Origin of the sequence: Agrococcus sp. GCM10030265, from assembly GCF_042666675.1 — a bacterium.
Taxonomy (GTDB): Bacteria; Actinomycetota; Actinomycetes; order Actinomycetales; family Microbacteriaceae; genus Agrococcus.
The window spans coordinates 270,620-286,134 of the sequence record NZ_JBHTCZ010000001.1 but is presented as its reverse complement, the minus strand read 5'-3'; the positions used below and the strand labels follow the sequence as shown (position 1 = coordinate 286,134).

General features: G+C 64.9%; 6 protein-coding genes. All 6 read right to left on the bottom strand.

Annotated elements, in window-relative coordinates:
* Position 1: 1 nt before the first annotated feature.
* The gene (locus tag ACFQPP_RS01215) at positions 2-1,198 is read right to left on the bottom strand and encodes a restriction endonuclease subunit S (protein WP_376914654.1); all 1,197 of its coding nucleotides are present in this window, start codon (positions 1,196-1,198) and stop codon (positions 2-4) included.
* Positions 1,195-3,030, bottom strand: a complete 1,836-nt coding sequence (locus ACFQPP_RS01210; RefSeq protein WP_376914653.1) for an N-6 DNA methylase — start codon at positions 3,028-3,030, stop codon at positions 1,195-1,197. The genes ACFQPP_RS01215 and ACFQPP_RS01210 overlap by 4 nt, the downstream gene beginning before the upstream one ends.
* 594 nt (positions 3,031-3,624) lie before the next feature.
* Entirely contained in the window at positions 3,625-8,550 is a 4,926-nt protein-coding gene (locus ACFQPP_RS01205) for an ATP-binding protein (protein WP_376914652.1), read from the bottom strand.
* The gene (locus ACFQPP_RS01200) at positions 8,547-10,154 is read right to left on the bottom strand and encodes a hypothetical protein (RefSeq protein WP_376914651.1); all 1,608 of its coding nucleotides are present in this window, start codon (positions 10,152-10,154) and stop codon (positions 8,547-8,549) included. The genes ACFQPP_RS01205 and ACFQPP_RS01200 overlap by 4 nt, the downstream gene beginning before the upstream one ends.
* Positions 10,151-13,960 (bottom strand): protein kinase, encoded by a 3,810-nt coding sequence (locus ACFQPP_RS01195; RefSeq protein ID WP_376914650.1) that lies wholly within the window; start codon positions 13,958-13,960, stop codon positions 10,151-10,153. The genes ACFQPP_RS01200 and ACFQPP_RS01195 overlap by 4 nt, the downstream gene beginning before the upstream one ends.
* Complete coding sequence (locus tag ACFQPP_RS01190; RefSeq protein WP_376914649.1) at positions 13,960-15,507, bottom strand: 3'-5' exonuclease; 1,548 nt, start codon at positions 15,505-15,507, stop codon at positions 13,960-13,962. Before ACFQPP_RS01190 ends, ACFQPP_RS01195 begins: the two co-directional genes overlap by 1 nt.
* Positions 15,508-15,515 lie beyond the last annotated feature (8 nt).

Genomic DNA, 15,515 nt, shown 5'->3' with positions numbered 1-15,515 from the left:
CTCACGCCACCTTCGTCGTCTCGTCAGGATCAAACCCGGGCACGGCGATCTGTCCCGTCACAGCCACGGTGATGAGCGCGGCACGCCGCTCCTTCGCGAGCATGATGAACTGCTGCGCCTTTCCGATGAGCGCGTCGATCTTCATCATCTGCTCGTCGAGCTGGGCCGCGACGCGTCGCTGTTCGTCCAGCGGTGGGAGCGGAAGCGCGATGTTGAGCACCTGCTTCGATGACAGGTGCTTGACCGTCGTCGAGTACGTGAGGTCGTTGATAACTCCCAAGTACGTCGGCAGTGCGTAACTGAGGTAACTCATCGATGCGTCACCGGTCTCGCGAAGCAGACATACTCGCTGGTTCAACGCTGCCGCGCCCCGAGACCAGAGCGTGGAGTTGAAGTCTCCATCCATTCCGATCACGAGGTCGCCATCGCGCACCAGAGCGGTGTCGGGCACTTGCTCACGAGCGAGGAATGTTCCAAACGTGCTTCCAAGAATGTCGCGAATGCGGACGAGCGGGATATCCCCAGAGTCGCGAAAGAGCCCAGCGTCGAACGGGTATCCGTTGACGAGTGCAGCTACATCCTTGATGCGAGCGGTTCGGCCGCCGGCATCGCCGACCATCGAAGCAGCCGCAGCGACACGCCGCTCGCGGAGGGTCGCGATGAGCTGCTCCTGCTTCGCGATGAGCGCGTCGATCTGCGCGGTCTCGCGGTCGAGGTAGTCGGCAATCGCTCGCTCGTTGGCTAGCCCCCATGACGGAATCGGCGTTTGAGCCAGCGGGCCGAGGTTCAAAGCTCGGAAAGTCGCGCCGCCGACTGACCTCTGCCAGTGAGCGAGCGAGGTTGCGGACTGCAATGCCCAGATGAGGTAGCGGGAGTCGACGTGCGGTCCGGCCGCGACCCGAGCAGTGCCCTGCGTCAGATTGGCGCCGTCCAGATCGGCCGGCACGATCATCGTCTTGCCAAAACCCGGGCCGATGGACACGACGATGTCGCCAGCGACAATCCGCGAGCGCCGATAACTTGCGTCCACCTCAGCGGTTGTGCGCTGCAGTGCTTCAACCACCACGCCACGGTGACCGCGCATATCGATCGGACGGATATACGGGACGCCGTCTGGAGTATCCGGGCCAGCTTGAACGATGCCGTACGTGAGGGGACGCCGCTCATCGACGAGCCGTTTGAGCGGCACCCACTTCACGCCTCAACCCGATTCAGCAGCGCGCGAATCTCGGCAACGAGCGAGTCGAGGTCACGATCGATCTCCTCGAGCGGGCGCGGCGGCACATAGCGGTAGAAGTGCCGTGTGAACGGGATCTCGTAGCCGACCTTTGTCTTCTTCGCGTCGATCCAGGCGTCGGGCACGTGAGGTGTGACCTCGGCGGCGACGTACGCCTGGATCGTCGCTTCGCGCGCATCCTGCCCAGCCGCGTTCCCGCCGTACGTGAACGGCACGGTCTCCGTGTCGCGCAACTTCGCGTCCGCCTTCGGCTTGCCCGATCGGTCGCGCACGATCTCGCCGGCGTCGTCGCGAAGCGGGCGCTCGACGGTGATCGTCCAAAAGCCAAACGCATTGGTCGGCAGCACCTTCGAATGCTCGTTGTTGGCGTGCTCGGCGTAGAGGGCGAGCACGCGGTCGCGATCGGCGGGCGTGAGCTCTCGGCTCTTCGCTCCAAGGCTCTTGCGCATCTTCGAGAAGAACGACGAACCGTCGATGAGTTGCACCGTGCCCTGCCGCTCGGCGGGCTTCGCATTGTCGAGCACCCACACATATGTGGCGATGCCGGTGTTGTAGAACATGTTCGTCGGCAGCGCGACGATGGCGTCGACGAGGTCGTGCTCGAGCAGCCAGCGCCGAACCTCGCTGGGCCCCGACTCCGCAGCGCCCGTGAACAGTGGCGAGCCGTTCAGCACGATGCCCGCGCGGCCTCCCTGCTGCCTCGTACCGTGCTGCAGCGGCCGCATCTTGGTCGCGACGTGCTGCAGGAAGAGCATCTGTCCGTCGCTGATCGCCGGCAGGCCGCCGGGGAAGCGGCTCGCCTCACCTGCCTCCTGTACGTGGCGCTTCACGGCCTCCTGCGACGACTTCCAATCAACGCCGTACGGCGGGTTCGACAGCACGTAATCGAACGTCTGCCCGGCGAACAGATCGTCGGCCAGCGTGTCCCCCAGCCGGATGTTGCGAGCGTCCTGCCCTTTCGCGATCATGTCGGACTTGCAGATGGCGTACGACTGGCCGTTGATCTCCTGGCCGAAGAGGTTGAGGCGAGCGTCGGGGTTGCGGCCCGCGTGCTCAGCGGTGCCGACAAGGTGTTCCTCGGCGACGGACAGCATGCCGCCCGTGCCGACGGTCGGGTCGTAGATAGAGCGGATCGCACCGGGCTCTGTCAGGCCGTCGTCATCGCGCGCGAAGAGCAGATCGACGACCAGACGGATCGCATCGCGCGGGGTGAAGTGCTCACCCGCGGTCTCGTTCGACGCCTCCGCGAACTTGCGGATGAGCTCCTCGAACAGGTCGCCCATCTCGGCGTTCGAGACCTTCGAGGGATGCAGGTCGACGCGCGCGAATGCCTGCACGACGAGCAGCAGTCGATTCGACTCGGCCATCTGCGCGATCTCCTGCTCGAAGCGGAAGCGCTCGAACACGTCGATCGTGCTGCTGAAGCCGGAGATGTAGTCGACGAGGTTCGACGCGAGCCCTTCGGGGTCAGCGACGAGCGACGCGAACGTCCACCTGGTGGCGTTGTGGAACGTCAGGCCCGTCGTCTGCTTGACACGCGCGTCGCGCAGCTCGTCGTTCGTTGTGCTCTCGACCACCTTGGCGATCTCCGAGCGGTGGTCGGCCATGACTGCGTCGAGGCGTCGCAGGATGGTCATCGGCAGGATGACGTCGCCGTACTGGTGCGGCTTGTAGACGCCGCGAAGTTGATCGGCGATGCCCCAGACGAACTGTCCCATCTGACTCATGCTGTGCGTGCCCCCATGTTTGGCGGCGACCGTGCGGCGCCGGCATGAGTCTCGCACGTTGCCCACCGCACTCTCTGAGGCGACACTGTGTCGGGTCTCGCCCCCGCGTCACCCGAGGAGCCGTCGATGACGACGAGAGTGTCGACCTACCACTCGACGAACCCGAGCGGCCCCGATGTGCTCACGCGTTTGACGACTGCCCGACCGAACAGCAGATTCCATCGCAGGATCGTGCCATCGGCGAGGGCGGCCACGCTCAGTGCGAACAGTGCGCCTAGTGCTGAGCACTCGCCTGCCCCGGGCTCAGTTCGGGGCAAGCAAGTTCTCTCAGGTCCGGTGGTCCGGCGCCGCGATTCGCGCGGGCCCCGTCTGCACCTCATGCGGTTGCCGTGTACGGCGAGCCGAGTGTCAGACGCCTACCCCAGGCGGGTATTCGCGCTGCCCGACTTGATCAGGCGGATGGTCGGCAGCCCCACGTAGAGCGATGAGACTGCGCGCGCGACGTCAACGTGCCCGAACGTCGGCTCCGCCGAGCAGACCGAACCTTGGCCGGCAGGAGACCATGTCATACAACTCGCCACCTTCACTGCTTTGCCATCGGCCCGGCCCTCACGCAGCTCATTGAAGTGGAGACACTTGGCTGGTCGAGGCGCTCATTGCCTACCAATCAGTGCCGCGACTCATGAATGTGCGTCGCGCCTGCGGGGCGTCGGACGTGGCCACGAACGCCGACCCGACAGGCAGCCGCTCGATCTCCTGCGAGAGGTCCACCCCATTACGGCCTCGCAGCAAGCCCGCGATCCCCTTCGATGCTGGGAAGTTGGTTCGGAAGACGATCTTCGTTCCTGCGTTAGCGGTCACATCCTTGTGGAAATCGTCTGCGGACTGGCTGGCGACGACGACGCTGACACCGTACTTGCGGCCTTCCTTCATCAGCTTCGGCAGCGTCACGTCGCCCGCAAGGCGGTGCGCCTCATCGAGCACGACCGCCAGCTTCATGGTGCCGTCCTGCGGCCAGGAGAACATGTCTCGGTACACACGTCGCAGCAAGAACGACGCAGCGTACTTCTGCACGTCCTCCTGGTTGGCCGTGCTGAGATCGACCACGACGGTCCGCCTCGCCGGGTCGAGCACGTTGAATGCACCATCAGCAGAGGACGCGAAGAGGCCGAAGTCCGTGAGCGGCAGGAGCCTGGCGACGGCGTGCTTCGCGCCTCCGCCGCTCTCCACGTCTTCGAGCGCTGCCTTGAACTCGGCGACGGTCGGGGCGCGCTCGCCTCGCCGGTCTTCGTGCCATCCCTGCTGCACGTAGACGCTCTGCAGGGCCTTGTAGACGTTGGTCTTCTGGATCTGACCCAAAGACCCTACGTAGCCAAGAACCTCGGCCACCTCCCAGGCGATGGAGTTGATCTGTCCATACCTAGCTGAGCCTGGGTCGAATGGATTGAAGGGCAGCCCGACTCCGGCGTCGACGACGACCGATCCCTCAGGCGCCTCTCTCGCCATGTCTCCGTGGAAGTCGATGATGAAGCTCGGCAGCTCTTGCTCGGCGAACGAGCGCACGATGTGGCGAGTCGTCACCGACTTACCCTGGCCTGGGATGCCCACGACGAACGCGTGCGGGCTGCCCTTCGTGCTGACCCGCCATCGCACGGGCTCCCCGCCGGCATCCTCGCCGAGTTGGACCTCAAGCTGAAGGATGGAGGCCTGGCCCTTGTTGCCCTCCGCCGCCGCTGTCTCGTCGACCATATCGGTGGCCATAGCGCTCGACTCTCTTGCAGGAACGCTGGGCTCGCTGCCGGCGAGCGCCTTGACGGCTTTTTCGCCCTCAGTCCGCTCGGGCGAGGCGAGATCCTCTCCCTCGGCGGGATCGTTCGCCATGGTCGGCGCGTGACCTGATGGAGCCACGACGCGATCCGGCGTAGTTGCTTCGTTGTGGCTCGGGTGCGGGCGCGGTTCGTGTCCGATAGGGACGCTCAAGGTGTACCCGAGCTTGCCGAGGTCCTGCGCGTTCAGCACGGTGATCGGCACGTCCCCGTAGGACTTCTTGAAGCCGTCGTCGCCGAGGAGGCTGACGACGTAACCGCGCATCGAGATCGAGGCTGGCTCGCCCGACTCTTCCACACGGTCGATGTACTGGTGGACGTCAACGAGCCTGTCTCGATCGAAGAGCCCATGACTAGCGGCACGGTCTGCGTAGTAGTGGAGCAAGCTCGCCAGACGCGCCCTCTGCAGTGGCGCATCGACTCGCGGGGGATCTGAGAAGTAGAGCGAGGAGAGCAGGCGGCGCGTCTCGTCGAGCTGTCCAACGATCATCTGCGCGAGCGCATCGGGAAGCCTTGCTTCTTTGCGCGACTTCACCTCGACGCACTCGATCTTGAACGATCGCTGCCCAAGCCGCACGAGGAGCAAGTCGCAGCGCTGCCCACCCTCTTCTCTTGCCGAGGCGCCGAAGATCTCAGGATGGGCGTCGATTGGCACAACGATCGTATTCGAGAGCTCGCCCCGAGCCTTGAGGTGGTGGACGAGCGCAGCCAATGAGACGGCTTCTCGGGCGTGCGTCGAGTCCTGGAGTAGGCGGAGGGCTAGTCGGCCGGACACGACGCTGAGGTGATCAAGAGCGACTCCCACGCTCTGATCCACTCGATCGAGGCCGAGTTCTCGCATCGCTCCCGACAACAGCTCCTCGACCTCATCGCGTCGAGTCGTCGTCACCGTCATCCGCTCGCCGATCCCTTCGACGAAGTCCGGAGCGTAGTCGAGGATGAACGGTTCACTCAGACCCTCTTCGAACAGATTGGCGCCGACGAATCGATCGATGCTGACAACCCAGTCGGCCCGCTCGTGCATGCTGGCCACCGCTACCTCGCTCCGTCGGCCGAGCGAGACGAACACCGAAGGGACGTGCGACTCAGCCCCGCCGAGCGCGCGCCCAATCGCCTTCTGATGAGCTGCATGGGCGAGAGCCAGACTGTTGTCCTCGGCTCCACGGTTGGTGTTCGTCGCGGCGGTCGTCCACCACGTGGCTTCGTCGCCCGCGCGCTCGAAACGCGTCGTCAAGGACACGAGGAGGCCATCGAGGGCCGGTCGACGATCCGACAGTTCGGTCGTGCCGATGGCCATCTGTGCAACGTCCTGCATCACTGCCACGTGTGCAGCCGCCGCGTCGCTCGAGACTCGATCGACTTCGCGTACCGACACGCCGAGGGGCGGCGCCAGATGGTTCACCCCTCTGCCAGCACCTTGTTCACGCAGCTGAGTTTGCAACGCCGTGAGCGCGGGAAGCGGCGCGACATACGATGCGCTCTCCGTGTACGCGATGGCCTCCATCCGCGGAGTGCTCGCCCGACTCGGAGCGTCCGGATCGGCCAAGACGCGATCCTCGAGGGCCGCCGCCAGCAGAGCGCCGGAACCCGGATTGAGTGCGAGCAGCCGAACTGCCGCGCCCACGTCATGAGCAGACTCATAGGCGCGAAGTCGATCAGCGAGCATTCGTGCTGACGCCCCGAGTGTGACCGTCTTGCGCACCATGCCCAGCGCCGTGGCGACAGCCTGTGCAGCGGCGTCCGTATCGACCTCGCTCGGAACGAGGTACAGGCCCGTGCCGAACGATAGCTCGTCGAAGTACAGCGCCGCGTCGCCAGAGTGGTGCAGCGCGACGAAGGGAAGATTGGCCGGCACGATCTGCTCGACGAGCCGCTCATTCACCGCAGACCGACGGGCGCCGCCCCTCATCGGCAGGTCCCTCAGCTCGTCGGCCCACTCGCGGACCAAGCCATCGTGCTCCATCAACCATTTGACCCGGAGTGGATGGATGGGTAGCAGCGCCACCGCGCGGACGTCGCGCCGACTGTGCTTGAGGTCGATCGAAACCGCATCCAACAGTGCGAGAGAGCGCGATGACTCGGCATCCGCACCATCCAGCGCACGCCGGTACGAGTCGATCAGCGTCTGGGCGAGCTTTCGAAGCTCCGAAGTCCACTGCACCGCCTCGACGGTGTCACGTGGCGCTGCGTCTCGAAGCGCCATGAGGAACTCCGTCCTCGCTCGCCTGAGGGCACCCGGCAATTGCAGCTCGAACGACTTGTCGATGGTCTCGATGGAGCCGCCGCGTGTCGCTTTCGCGATCGCATGGAATGCGCGCTCCGGCGACGCGGTCGCTCGCCGCTGCAGACCGATGAAGTGTTCGTTCACTCGAACCTGGATCGCGCGGCGATTCCCGAGACGAACCCCGAACGCCTGGCCTGCCAGGTCCCATGTCGGAAGGTCCTCCGTCAGGTCATCAATGCCGTCCAGGACGGCACGCAGCGCGCCGTGGGCGAGGCTAGTCGTGGCTGTCCTGCGGATCGCGGCGACCTCCGCGTCATCGAGGACGACTTCGAACTCCTGGCTCTCGGCCGTGGCCGGTGTGCCATCACGGAGCATCAGTAGCTGGCCGCCCTCGCCAACGGCTGTCACGCGGACCAGGAATCTCGAGCCCTCGGCGAGCAGGTCGAGGAGCTCGTCCTTCGAACCTTGCACAGATAGGGTCCCAGAACCGTTAGCTCCCTTGACCGTGATCGACGCGATGACATCTGCTTCGAGCTCGCCCCCGGTATCCGTGCGCTCGAGGTCCAGGCGCCATCGCTCGACATCGGAGGACCTTCCTGGCGTGGTTCGCCAGTGCACGGTCACCTTGCCGACACCTCCATCGGGGACGCGAAGGACCAGTTGTCCATCGCCTCCGATCGACAACTTCGCGCGCTTCTCCACAGATCCGTCCGCCTTCTGGAACGGGTCGACGACGAGCTGCTGCAGCTCGCCCTCGACCTGTTCGACGCGGACCCAGCGCTCGAAAGAGAGCTCGCTCGAATGCTGAACGAGTTCTCGTGCCCAAACAGTCGGGTCGACCAGGCCTTCGCGCTGCGCCTCCAAGAACTGGCGAAGGGGGAATCGCCACGAGCCCTCCTGCACGCCCGCTGCATTCAGGCGCTCATCGATGGAGGCTGCGGGACGCGTTGGACGAGCGATGTTCGCGACGGCGTGCGCATTCCAAGCGAGCCGGTCGAGGACGTCCTCCCCTACGTCGGGTACGAGCCCGATTCTCCACAGGTTCGCTCCAAGTCCTGCCAACGTCGGCACAGCGGCCACCGCCGCGAGAAACTCGGCCCAAGCCTCGCGGCCCGCCGCCACGTTGGCTCGTCGCAAGATGCCGAGTCCGGCTGCGACGTCGGGGTCCTTCACGGTCCGGTGCATGCGCCTCGCGGCGGCGTCCAGGAGCTGCACCATCGGCGTGCGCTCGAATGAGTTATCGAGCGAACTCGCTGCGTGGCCCTCGCCTGCCGGAACGAGAAGGAGCAGCGGGGCAGACTTGCGATTACGCAGCTCGATGGCGCGCTCCGCCGACATCTCCACTGGTGTTGACGCGTGCTCCCTCAAGACACCGACAAGGAAACGGTCGTCTCGGGCGAACATCTGTGCCAGATCGAGCGCGAGGGTCAGCTCGATGTCGTCGAGTCGGGCGCAGTGTCCCGCCTCGCGGCCCGCCACGAGTCTTTCGGCTTCAGCCTTGAGCTCGTTCGCGAGCATCGACCGCACGTCGGTCATCGGCGTGCCCTTCCTGGATTCGAAACGTACTGAGCAGCGAAGTCGTCAGAGAGTCCTTCGAAGCATCCGAGCAGTTGAAGCCTTCGAGTGAATGCTGCGAGGTTCTCAGCCGCGCCCGAACGAGCGTCGGCGGAATCCGCTGCCGCAGGCGGACGCTCGACGAGGAGGCCGAAGCGTAGCTCCAGGCGGCGAAGCAGCTCGCGTATCGGCAGACGGGCAATCACCGACTTCCCGTCCTCGTCGATGAAGCACATCATCAACACGGCGGTGAGAGCGTCGTCCGAGAGGGAGTAGCGCCACGTTGACCGTGCGCGGAGCGTGCCGCTCAGGAGGCCGTAGTCCTTCTGTATGCCGCCAGTGTTGTGGAACCACTTGACTTGATTCTCCAGACCCCGCTTAGCGAGCGCGGCTACGAGGACGTCGCGAGTCGCCGCTGCTCCATCGGCGCCCCAGGTCGCGAGTGCTTCGGTGATGACGGCCTGATCTTCGGGTGTGTCGAGCTGCATCTTGATCACCATGAGTTGTGATCGCAGCAACATGTTGACGTCATCGTCCTTCAGCGCAGCGGCCGACTGCCGCAGCATCTGGTCGGCGGGGAGGTCGTCGGGCAGTGACTTCGCCATGGGAAGGATCTGTGCGACCGCGTGCAGCAGGACCCGATCACCGAAGAAGGTTCGGAGAAGCTCGAGATCTCGCACGACCGCCTGCGCCGAGAGCTTGTCGGAGGCGGAGCCTCGTTCCCTCGTGAAGTCAATGTATGTCTCGAGCGACTGGGGTCCGACGTTCTCGGGCGTCGTGAGCAGGCTGCGAACAGATCGCGCCGAGAGCAGCGGCAGCTGAAACAGACGCAACGCGATGAGGGCACTGAGGTGCGCGTTGGCTTCGAGCGCAGGGGTGGTGGGCCCATAGTGCTGCAGGAACGTGATGACGTCGCGGCCGACGAGCCGCTCGATCCACGGGATGGGTGCAGTGACAAGGCTCCACTCCTTCCCCAGGTTGGCGGAGCCTTCGAAAGTCTCGAGGAATCGCAGCTGCAGGAGCCGGTCGATGTCGACCCGGGTCACCTCGTCGTACTTCGGTGTCGGCCAGGGCGACACCCCCACGTCCACTCCCTCACCGAACGTGTCGACGAAGAGCTGCTCGATCGCCTTGGTGCTGTTCGCCTGGCCCTGCTCGACGAGGCAAGACACCATGCTCCGGTAGATGAGGGAGTCAGCGGTACGGTTCCTGGACACCGTTTTTGGGAGACCTGATCGGTATGTCGCAAGCGTGAGCGGGCGCAAGTAGCCCATCTGCGCGCGGTCTCTGCGTAGCCCGCCCCGCTCGAAGGTGAGCACCGAGGTGCGGAGCCAGCCGTCGAGTACCTCGCGCCCCCGCTCGCCCTCGAACCCGCGTAGCTTTGCATGACTGTGTAGCGCGGATAGGTGCCGCTCGAATCCGCCCGGATCAGCTTTCGATGAAGCCGCTCGACCCCGCTTCACGGCCATCTCGAACAGGCGGGTCATCAGCCGGTCGACGTCGATATCGTTGAGCTCGACATTGATGACCGCTCTGGTCACAAGGGACGCGAGACTACTCGAGCCGCTCGGCAGCGTGAAGTTCACTGCTCCCCCAAAGCCAAAAGGTCGTCCCGCACCTCGGCCTTGGCCACGTCACCAGCCGCGTCGATGATCAGCGCCGTGAACGACGCCTGCCTCGCGAGGTGGTTCGCGAATCGCTCAAGTTCGACGACGACTGTATCCGCGCCCCGGTCGCGGATGAGCTCACCATCGGCAGCGCGCAGGAGCACTTCGGCCATGTCGAGGGAAAGGACGAGCGACGCGCCAGAGCGATGCCGGAGCTGAATTGAGTCGGCAACGGCTTCGATGAACGGAGATCCCCTCCGCCGCGTGACCAGCTCGAACTCGGACGCATCCACGGGCTTGACGACAGCCCATCCATCGTCAACCGAGCGCGTCCCGACAGCGAGTCCTGAGTCCTGGAACCCGTAGGCCCCAGCGATGCGACTCGCCCCCAGGAGAACGCGGCGCAGGGAGGTCTTTTCATCGTCCTCCTGCAGCATCGCGACGAACTCATCCAGGTATCTGTAGGGGCGCACGATAGTCCGATCTAGCCCTTCGGCGGGCGCGAAGTAGAGCTGCCGCGCGGCGCTCTGCGCGTCAGGCGCTCGTCCGCCCTCGCGGCGCCGGACGCGTCGAAGACGGTCGACCTCGGGAGCCGGTACCAGCGCTGGATCAATCTGTGACCACTCGGCGATGAGGTAGTCGCCGGCCGTCGGATCGAACGCGAGGTCGCCCAGCGTCGATTCACTTTCGAACCCCTCAGCATTTTCGCCTCTGAGCCAGGCATGGACGTCCGGACAGTCCCGATCGCCGGTGATGAGCCAGGATGCCGCGGACCGCAGGTCGCGGAATGTGGCACGGCGCTGCTTTCGAAGATGACTGATCAACACGAGCTCTTCGAACCCGCTACGCCCGTCGACGGAGTCGAGTGCCTGGCGGCTGGCGAGGATCGGACAAGTGTGCTTTGCGCTGCAGCCTCCGCACACGTCCCAGAGGTTCTCGTTCGTCAGCGCCGCCAAGGCTCGGGATGCGAGGCCCCCTTCACGTTCGAGCGTGGCGAGAGATCGCTGCTTGAGGTCTACGACCGCGACGCGTGGGTTAGAAGCCCCTTCCCCGCTTATCGCCGAGCGCACGTCGAGTGAGAGCTCCTCGAACTCATCCTCGTGGTCGGTGAAGAACTGCATGAGCCGACCGTCATTGATGGCGATAAGTGCCGTCGCTTCCACCAGCGGGTCGGTCGTCGGTTCGAGGGCGCGACGCATGAGGTCGTCGGAGGACTGGCCCTCATGCGACTCGCTGGCGTCGTAGACCGCGCTGAAGACCCGACCGTTGAGCATGAGCCGCCATCCCGAGTCATCGACGAACTCCTCAGCGGCGCCTGCCTTGCGAAGAGCGTCCCCGATGGAGACCAACACGGAGGTCTTGCCGTCGCCAGGATTGCCGGACAAGAGCACCACGTCGAGATCACCTCTGACGACTCGAGGGAGGAGTGCGTCATCGAGCAACGTCGGCACATAGGTCGATCGTGCGAACGCGTCGTCGAGACCACGATTGCCGGCGTTGCCTGCGGTGCTACCGCGATACAACCTCCGGATCGCCGCAACGGTCGGGTTCGCGATTTCCGCCAGCGGTTCCGCAGCCTCGGGCTCCTCGTCTTGCGCAGTCGTCTGAGCATCGTCTGGTGTCTGGGCATCGTCGATGGCGGCTAGGCGGCCTCGGATGCGGCCACGAAGCTCGGTCGCGGTCTGCGGACGCTGCCCCGAGGAAGGGTCAATGACTTCACAGAGGAGTCCGAGCAGAACCCTGCCGTGTGCATCCCAGAGTTCGAGGTCAAGTTCGGTTGGCGGGTCGAACCGGACGTTTCCGCCACTTTCCACCACGGCCATGTGGCGGCCCAGCATCGCCCACCCGAGCGACGCGGCGAGTCCATAGAGATCGCTGGACGGGCTTGTCGGGCCGCCGCGCACGGTCTCAGGCGCCGCGAAAGATGGATTGAAGCCGCCGGGTCGAGCGCCTCTCTGGCGTGTGAGACCAAAATCGATGAGTGTCGCGCGCCCATCCCCGGCTGCGTCCACAATGATGTTGCCCGGCGTGACGTCGCCGTGGACAAGATCGAGTTCATGCACCTCGATGAGTGCCTCGAGCAGACACTCCGTAATAGCCACGAGCTCATCGCTCGTCCGTATGCTGCTGCCGCTCAACGGCGAGCCTTCCACGTATGCCTGAACGAGGAAGGGCGTGGTGCCTTGGAGCTTCGCGTCGTAGACGCGCGCGCAGTAGCGATTACGGATCTTCTCGAGCGTCTCGAACTCGCGCAAGACCTCGTCGGCGCTCTCGCTATGGAACTGTTTGATGACACGGCGGCCGTGCAGCTCTTCATCGCGCGCCAACCATGTCGTCCCGAACCCGCCGGCACCCAGCTGCTCGATGAGTCGCCATCGGTTACCGACCAGCTCGCCTTCGTCGAACACGTCGGGCGATGGAAGGTCCTGAGACGGGTCGGGCAGAGCGAGCGCGGGCGCCGCCAGCCGGTCGGCGACGGTCGCCGCCGTCGGCCGCAGCGCCGGATCTTGCTCGAGGCTGTCCCTCAGTGGCGCAGCCCACTCCCAAGCGGCCAGTTCCTCTTCGATCGCGGCCGTCGTGAGGTCATCCGCACCCTTGCCAGAAAGCCAAGTAATGAGGCACAGCGCGAGGCTGTAGACGTCCGACGCGACGGACGCCTGCGAAAGCGAGACGACGACCTCGGGAGCGCGATAGTCGTCGGACCGGTCTCCGTCTTCGACCCAGAGCGCGATCGTCTGTGCTCTGGGCATCCGAGCGAAGTGCAAGTCGCTGAACATCACACGCAGTTGCCGACCGAGCCAGATCCGGCTCGGGTGTAGCGCTCGATGAAGAACGCCCTGTCCGTGCACATCGGCGAGCGCGCGAAACGCGTCCTGCACTACCTCGCGCGCAACATCGTCCGGGAGGCGCCCATCAGGTCGAGACGGGTCGAGTTCCTTGAGCGATACGTCGAGTGATCGGCGGATCGCGGGAGGCACGAGGGGCACCGCGAAGACGTCAGCAGTCTCGTCCTCGAGGAACGGGTCGGCCTTCCAAGTTCGGCCGAGCTCCTCCAGTGCCCAGATCGCTCGTGACTCGCGCTCCAGAAACTCATGCGGATCGCCGAAACGTCGCAGCTCGGCGCGAGGGTAGGTCTTGAGCTCGACACGGCGATTCGTGTCGCGGTGGACTGCGTCGTAGACCAGCGCGCCCCCAGACGACGCCAGCCGGCCTTGAATGTCGTAAGGGCCGATCACCTTCTTGGCTGGATCCGCCCTCGGGCGGTCATCCAGCCAAGCCTCGATCGGCGCTTTCATGGCGCCGAGGGGCGAGACGCCTTGCGCATCCGCCGCGGCGAGCTCTTCGGCCGCGCGGTCCAATCGCCACACGCGCTCCCCCTCATGGAACTTCGCGCCCGCGGCGAACTGCAGGTCCGGGTGACTCAGCACGACGGCGGGGATGACACGATGCGACTTGCCCAGCGCACCGAATCCCTTAAGCCTTCGGAACTCGCCCGCGAGCTTCCGCGAGAGCTGCGCAACTCGATTCAGTGGATTCGCTCGGAACTCTCCCTTGACCTGCCAGTAGCTGTCATGCGGGACGACGCGAGGGCCCCAGGCCTTCTCCTCCACGAGGAACACGAGTCGCTCGCCGACGATGACGAAGTCGGTGTCCGCACGGTCCGGTCCGGGCAGCTTGCGACCGAAGAAGATGGTCCATGAACTTGGGAGGTGCTCGGCGAGGAACTCCGCAGTGCGCCGCTCCCCCGGGCCCTCGTAGTCACCCTTGACCTTCAACGTTGCCATCAGTTCGCTCCCGGGAAGTCGTCGGGCCAAATCCACGGCTGGATGGAGGCCGCTGGAAGAGCCCGCACCCGCTCGAGGTAGGGGTTGGACTTCGAGTAGGTGATCACAAGCCGATCTCTAGCGCGCGTCGCGCCCACGAAGCCGGTCCTTGCTTCGCGCGTCGTCTCCGGGGCGTCGTCGGGTGGAGGCAGGTGCTCCAACCCGACTAGGAACACGGCGTCGAACTCATAACCCTTGGCCGAATGAACGGTCAGTATCTTCACGCTGGGCTCGACGAGTGAGAACTCCCCGTGATTGTCCGCATAGACGGACCTGGCCTCGACCCCGATTTCCTCCAGTGCTCCGCGGACCTTGCCCATGAGGAACTTCCGCGTCACCAACACCCCGATCGCTGAGGGTTGCACACCGTTCTCGACCAGCCTCTTGACGTCGTGCGCGACCGCATCTGCTTGCCCGGCGGCATTGTGTGACCACACCAGATCCACCGGGACGCCTTCGAGAGACTCGGCATCCGTCGGCGTGCGATCGACGAGCGCCGCGGCGACATGCATCACGGGCGCAGTGGAACGGTAGGAATGCTGCAGCTTCAGTTGGCGAAGTGACCTTCCCCGTAGTCCCTCGACCGGCGTCGAATCTCGATAGAGCGCCTGCGCTGGATCACCGGCGACGACCGTTCCGCCCCGGCCCGGCCGGACGGAGGCGAGTGCGAATCGCGTCCATGCCGACGCGAAGTCCTGCCACTCATCGATGAGCAACGCGTCAATCTGCGGATCATGTTGCAAGAGGGGCTCGATTGCGTCGACGTCCCGCTTCGCTGCGAGCTCATCCCCGAGCGAGACCCGATACCCGAGCGAGTGACTAAACTTGCCGAAAGTCTGAACTCGAACGTTCGCTACGTCGCCGACGAGCGACTCAAGATACGGGACGAGGAGACGATTGAAGCAGAGCAGCCGGATGTCCCAGTCCGGATGCGCTTCAGCAAGATGGCGGGCGCGTGCGGCGAGCACCAACGACTTCCCGCTACCGGGAGGTCCAGTCACGACCAAGACATCGTCAACCGGCTCCAGCGCTCCCGCGGCTTGCTGTGCATCTAGCCGGACTCGATGTGCCATGCGGTCGGCAGTAAGAGCGTCGCTGTAATCACCTCGGCTGGGGACGTCGATGTGCACGGCCGTTCGTGTCAAATGGGCTTCGAGAGCCCCTCGAGCCTCGCTGGGCAGCGGGCGCGGCGCAGAGTGATCGATCAGATGGAGAACCGTAAAGAGATCGCGTTCGACTTCTTTGCCGACCGTGCTTCGCCCCTCTTTCGCGACCGCGACGCGATGCGGCATCACTCGGGAGAGTGAGGGGTCGATCTGCCGGAGGTTGCTGACCTGACGATTCAGGAACACGACGCCATCGCCATGATCACGAGATTCGGAGACGCAAAGGAGTCCACCTTCGCCGACGCACACGAGATCTGGGAGAGAAGCATCCCCAGGTGCATGGACCAACCATCCGCGCTCTTCCAGTTTCGGCCGGAGATTGGTGAGGAATGCGGGAGTCACCTGCGCTC

Coding starts and splice junctions, on each gene's coding strand:
- ACFQPP_RS01205 (WP_376914652.1), bottom strand. CDS start 8,550: ATGACCGACGTGCGGTCGATGCTCGCGAACGAGCTCAAGGCTGAAGCC.
- ACFQPP_RS01195 (WP_376914650.1), bottom strand. CDS start 13,960: ATGGCAACGTTGAAGGTCAAGGGTGACTACGAGGGCCCGGGGGAGCGG.